Here is a 3,550-nt window from a genome sequence, read left to right on the forward strand (position 1 = left end):
AGGGGGAGCAGGGGGAGCAGGGGGAGAATAATTACAACTGAACTATTGTACAGACGCGTAGACGCTCGTAAGAGCGGTGAGGCAGTCCGGTCTTGGGGTCTCCCCAAGTAGAGGAACTGCTGTTAGCGCAGCGTTAGCGACGTAGGAGCGTCACCCGAAGGGCTTCTCGTAAGAGTATAATCGCGTCTCTGACTCAGCACTAAATTAATTAAGCTGCACCAAACTCAGATTGTAAAGCTTCATCGTTGTCATCGGCGATCGTTGCCACAATAGTTATCAGCCGTGAGACTTCGCCTGGAGACAATTCTGCTAAGGTGCGTGTCGAAATCACAACCACTTGGTTTTCAATAATACCAAAGCGGGCTTCAAAGGTGCTAGAGCAGTTTAACTCTAAAAGGTGTCGCATTAACTTAGGTTCATCTTTGGCTGGTAACTTTAATACCGCCGACCAAACTGTTATGGTGTCTTCGTCGCTTTTACCACTGAGTCGGACGAACACTTCTACACTACCGTACTTAAACTTCCACAGATAACTACCTTCTGGGGTGTGGCTAACCATAGCGCTGTCGTCTTGTTCTAAGGTGTCAATGACATTTTCGATGACTTCCACATGATTTATACTGGTCGTCTCTGCAATTAACTCATTGACGAATTCGCTATCACTTAGGGTTTCTTGGTAGTTTGTCATACAAATTTTGTCTCAATATGCTTGCTGTTTCATCTACACATACTTTATAGCTTGTGGGTAAGGTTTATTTGAGCTTTCTGAAGTGATAGTCTGGTTGGAAAATTTGTAATTCTTGAGGAAGTTGCCTCAAAAGTACATACTTAGGGGTGGCGAACCCCCACTCTTCATCGCGTTAGTGATAAATCAGCGTCACACGGAGAATAATTCGTAATCAAGGAGCGAGGCATAAGACCTTATGCTTTTACTCAGATTTTTATGTGAGCTTCCAGGCTTACATCTATAGCCTAATTTTAGAGAACAGTATAAGTTATCTCAATTCTGTTTAAAATGATACAAAACAATGAATACTTAATTTATTAAACACAGCTTCAGTATATAATAATCTGATTTTTTAAAAAAATATAGAACTTTTAGCTGAATATTTGCTTAAGAGATGATTTATAAAGTAAATCTTAATATAGCCATAATACAAAGGCAGTAAAGCAGGAGGAATATCCGCACAACATTTGCCTCCTCATACTTTATTTACTTTATAAATTACCTCTAATAGTATATCTGCATTTATAGTTTAGTGATATCTATTGAATCGTCTTGATTCTTTTGACGGCGAGATATAGCTATTGCTGCACCGAGTATTCCTAGACCTAGAATTGTAGTTGGTTCGGGAACAGAAGTAGTAGTAAATAAAGCACCGGCAAAAGCTAAATTCTTAACTGAACCACCACTATTCAAAATTGATTGGACATTAGCAACTTTGACATCGTTAACTTGGAAAGATAAGTTGCCTGCTCCTTGAGATTTAGTTCCATCTGCACTTTGAAATAATCCATAAAGTGCAACGTCTATAGCCACATTTGCACCACTTTGTTTTAGGGCGTAATTTGCAGACTTCAAACTAAAGGTATTGATTTTATCTGTCAGGGAAGCGGTATCAGATGAAGACTGAATTATCCCAGGTAAAAGAGTTTTACCAAAGTCTATAAAGGGATTATCAGCAGATAAAGGAGAAAAACTAATAACATTACCTATGTTAGCTGAGTTGAAAGATGTAAAACTTCCTGTCTGAGCGGAAAGCGCAACTGGTGTTACTGGTTGAGGAGAGAAAATTAAAGATTTTGCTGATAATTCAACTAGGCTAGTTTCTTCTGTAGGTGGCGAAGAAGTAAAACCGCCATTTAGTTGAAATTCGCCAGTAAAAGAGGCCGCTTGAGCAGAATTAGCAAAAGATAATATTCCAGTAACAGATAATGGAATGGCAAAAAAAGCAGCAAAAATTGCATCTAGGAATCTAGATGTAGAAGCACGCATCTTCATTTTATTCTCCTAAGAAAATGCCGCAGAACGGAGTACGTTCTGTATGAGACTTACAAGATTTACGGCATCATTTATTTATTACTTCGATAGATTCCCATAAACACTTACAAGAGACAATAACCCACATTACACACTTACAACTGGCACACTAGTACATGACAGAAGGCAGAAGAGAAAAAAGCTTTTAGCATCACTTTTTTAATCTTTTTCTACAGGCGAGTTTTTTTGCCACACAGCATAAGATATTTTTCAGGAAGCAATGATTATTTCGTCAGTGGATAATAAATAATTGTCAGTACCACTTTGCTACCTTGTATTTGGCACAAGTTACGCACCAACAATCAGTTCGTCCCTTTTTAACTGAGGTTAAGTTTGATATTGACAGTAGCGATCGCAATTTAAGTCAAGTTTTAGCCCACTATCCCACGAAGCATCTTACCCAACTACAACTGATGTTGCACGAATCATTGAAACACTTTATGGAACAGGCTCTCATAGAAGGTCGAAAAGCATTACCCGAATGCTTGCCGAATCCTCCTGTCGGCTGTGTCTTGGTGCGCGCCGATAGCATAATTAGTCGTGGATATACTAACGCTCCTGGAAAGCACCATGCAGAAGCCATGGCCTTGAGTCAGGTAGAAGGTGAACTGTCTGATGTTACAGCTTTTGTCACTCTCGAACCTTGCTCGTTTCACGGTAGGACTCCTTCGTGTGCCCTGACGTTGGTTGAGAGGAAAATTGGAGCTGTATACGTAGCACTACTAGACTCCGATCCGCGAAACTTGGGCAAGGGTATAGATATATTAAAAGCAGCAGGAATACCTGTGATGGTAGGGTTGATGTCTGAAGAAGCAAAGCAAGACCTCAGTCCCTACCTGCTCCATCTATCTCACAACTGAACTATCGCCAGAAATCAGTGACATCGTAACTCAGTTCCGCTAGCATTTGCCGCAGTAGGGGTAAACTGAGTCCAATCACGTTGGTGTGACAACCTGCAATTTTTTCTACGAATAAACTACCAAAACCTTCAATAGCAAAAGCCCCAGCACACTTGAGAGGTTCGCCTGTGGCTACATAGGCTTGAATTGCGCGATCGCTCATTTGAGCAAAGTAAACTCTTGTTACCTGGCACTTGACTAAAGTGCGATTTTGAGAAGTATCGATTAAAACATGTCCTGTGTACAGGTCGCCAAAGTTACCTTGCATCACTTGCCAGCGAGCGATCGCTTCCGAGGCATCCGCTGGCTTACCATGAATCTCGCCGTTGAGCGCCAACACAGAATCACAACCCATAATCAAAGCTGATTCAAACTGCGGGGTAATAGTTTCTGCTTTTCGTTGGGCAAGAGTTTGTACCAACTGTGCCGGCTCGCTCAGTTGAATTTGCGACTCATTAAAATCACTCGGTTTAACTATCGGTTGAATACCAACAGTTTGCAGCAAGCGAAGCCGCGCAGGGGAAGCAGAGGCAAGTACAAAAGTTGGAATGCCCATAAGGAATTTAGGAGGAGCGGGGGGAGCTGGGGAAGCAGGGGGAGTAGGGGAGGT

The 3,550-nt window shown here is 41.6% G+C and carries 4 protein-coding genes; 1 reads left to right on the forward strand and 3 read right to left on the reverse strand.

Going from position 1 to position 3,550, the window contains the following annotated elements; genetic code table 11:
- Positions 1-208: 208 nt before the first annotated feature.
- The gene (locus I8752_RS21210) at positions 209-688 is read right to left on the reverse strand and encodes a YbjN domain-containing protein (RefSeq protein ID WP_214434267.1); all 480 of its coding nucleotides are present in this window, start codon (positions 686-688) and stop codon (positions 209-211) included.
- 561 nt (positions 689-1,249) lie between these two features.
- Positions 1,250-2,002, reverse strand: a complete 753-nt coding sequence (locus I8752_RS21215) for a PEP-CTERM sorting domain-containing protein (protein WP_225895811.1) — start codon at positions 2,000-2,002, stop codon at positions 1,250-1,252.
- 317 nt (positions 2,003-2,319) lie between these two features.
- Here I8752_RS21215 and I8752_RS21220 point away from each other — a divergent pair, with 317 nt between their 5' ends.
- Positions 2,320-2,901 (forward strand): bifunctional diaminohydroxyphosphoribosylaminopyrimidine deaminase/5-amino-6-(5-phosphoribosylamino)uracil reductase RibD, encoded by a 582-nt coding sequence (locus I8752_RS21220; RefSeq protein WP_225895812.1) that lies wholly within the window; start codon positions 2,320-2,322, stop codon positions 2,899-2,901.
- A gap of 1 nt (position 2,902) precedes the next feature.
- On the opposite strand, the gene I8752_RS21225 is transcribed toward I8752_RS21220, so the two are convergent.
- Positions 2,903-3,496, reverse strand: coding sequence for a Maf family protein (locus I8752_RS21225; RefSeq protein WP_214434270.1), 594 nt, complete (start codon positions 3,494-3,496; stop codon positions 2,903-2,905).
- Positions 3,497-3,550: the final 54 nt, after the last annotated feature.

This window comes from Dendronalium phyllosphericum CENA369 (genome assembly GCF_016056275.1).
Taxonomy (GTDB): Bacteria; Cyanobacteriota; Cyanobacteriia; order Cyanobacteriales; family Nostocaceae; genus Dendronalium; species Dendronalium phyllosphericum.

What these genes read in the sequence shown, in the direction of transcription:
- I8752_RS21210 (WP_214434267.1), bottom strand. Translation starts at nt 688, where the DNA reads ATGACAAACTACCAAGAAACCCTAAGTGATAGCGAATTCGTCAATGAG.
- I8752_RS21215 (WP_225895811.1), bottom strand. Translation starts at nt 2,002, where the DNA reads ATGAAGATGCGTGCTTCTACATCTAGATTCCTAGATGCAATTTTTGCT.
- I8752_RS21225 (WP_214434270.1), bottom strand. Translation starts at nt 3,496, where the DNA reads ATGGGCATTCCAACTTTTGTACTTGCCTCTGCTTCCCCTGCGCGGCTT.